The 1,857-nt window shown below is 65.7% G+C and carries 1 protein-coding gene and 2 pseudogenes; all 3 read left to right on the forward strand.

From position 1 onward, the window contains the following. Positions 1-96 (forward strand): annotated as a pseudogene (locus AB0M08_RS47425) (transposase); the annotation flags it as partial. Between the two features lie 79 nt (positions 97-175). Continuing rightward, positions 176-1,738 carry an ISL3 family transposase gene (locus tag AB0M08_RS47430; protein ID WP_364508935.1) on the forward strand — a complete coding sequence of 521 codons (1,563 nt, stop codon included), beginning with the start codon at positions 176-178 and terminating at the stop codon, positions 1,736-1,738. 19 nt (positions 1,739-1,757) lie between these two features. Then, positions 1,758-1,857: pseudogene (locus AB0M08_RS47435) on the forward strand (transposase); the annotation flags it as partial.

A 1,857-nucleotide genomic window follows, 5' to 3' on the forward strand; every position in this document is an offset into this window, starting at 1 on the left:
GACAAGGTCGTGGCCGGCATGGGCGAGTGGCAGAACCGGCCCCTCGACCGGGTCTACCCGGTCGTGTTCCTGGACGCGATCAACGTCAAGATCCGGGTTCTGTCGCCGATCTTGTGATGTGGACAGTCGCAGCGAGGTGATCCGTGACCGTTGATCATGGCGGGCGTGTTCGCTTGTGGAGCAACTGCTGCCTCATCTCGCTGACCTGCTGCTCGATGAGGTTGAGTTCGGGGACGACGGCGTTGTGTTGTCCGCTCGAGTCCGGTCCTCGACCGCCCGCTGTCGCGATTGCCGACAGCCGTCCGCTCGGATCCACGGTCGCTACCAGCGACGATTACGCGACGTCACGGTCGGCGGGGCGAAACTGGTACTCCAATTGCAGGTTCGGCGGTTCCGCTGTGACAGCCCTGGCTGCGCTGTGATGACCTTCGCCGAGCAGGTCGACGGAGTGACCGCTCCGCACGCCCGGCTCACGCCGGGGCTCCGAGGACTGCTGACGGAGATCGGTCTGGCCCTCGCCGGCCGGGCTGGAACCCGCCTGGCCTCGGCACTCGGGATGCCTGCCGGTCGAGACACACTGTTACGACTGGTCAAAGCGCTGCCCGATCCGAAAGTATCTACGGTAAAAGTCCTCGGCGTCGATGATTTCGCGTTCCGGCGCGGGCGCCATTACGGCACCGTGCTCATCGACATGGACACCCACCGCCCGATCGAGATGTTCGACGGCCGCGACGGTGACAGCCTCGCCGCCTGGCTGAAGCAACACCCCGGCGTCGAGATCATCTGCCGGGACCGTGCCGGCGGGTATGGCGAAGGAGCCCGCCAAGGAGCCCCGGACGCGGTGCAGGTCGCCGACCGCTTCCATCTCTGGCAGAACCTGGGACAGGCGGTCGAGAAGACGATCAACCTGCACCGAACCGCTCTCGCGGCACCCGCACCACCGCCGGCCGACGCCACCGCGCCAAAGGCGGTGCAGCCACCGCCCGAAAAGAAGATCATCATGCGGCTGCGGGAGAACTACACCGCCGTGCAGGAACTGGCTGCTCAGGGCATGTCCAAAGCGGCGATCGGCCGCAAACTCGGCCTGCATCCAGCCACGGTCCGAAAGTTCGCCAACGCTCGCAGCGCCGACGACCTGACTGCGATCACCGAACAGCGGACCCACGTGGTCGACCCGTTCACCGGCTACCTGCACCAACGCTGGAACGAAGGCGAACGCAACGCCACCCAACTATTCCGCGAGATCCAGCAACAGGGCTATCCCGGAGGAGAACTCGCTGTTCAACGCTACCTGCGCACCTTCCGCAAAGGTCTCGGCCACGCCGCCGATCCGGGACCGAAGCCACCCACAGTCCGGCAGGTCACCTCCTGGATCATGACCCACCCCGACCGGGTCGATACCCGCGACGCCGCGAAACTACGCGACATCCGCAACCGTGACCACGACCTGAATCGCCTGGTCAAACACGTCCGAGCCTTCGCGGTGATGATGACCGGCCGCCACGGCGACCGCCTCGACGACTGGATCACCACTGTCGAGAAAGACAACCTGGCACCACTGGCCGGCTTCGCCCGCAACCTACGCCGCGACATCGACGCGATCCGCAACGGCCTGACCTTGCCACAAAGCTCGGGACCGGTCGAAGGCAGCATCAACCGCCTCAAGATGATCAAGCGGCAGATGTTCGGCCGCGCCGGTCTCGCCCTGCTCCGCAAACGCGTTCTCCTCGCCCGATGACCATCACAAGATCGACGACAGAACCAAGATCCGCGACGGGAAGGTCGCCAACCGGCCGATCTACGTTGCTCTGGCGGTCACCGCCGAGGGCACCCGCGACATCCTCGGGCTGTGGGCCG

The organism is Actinoplanes sp. NPDC051851 (assembly GCF_040681165.1).
In the GTDB taxonomy this organism is placed as follows: Bacteria; Actinomycetota; Actinomycetes; order Mycobacteriales; family Micromonosporaceae; genus Actinoplanes.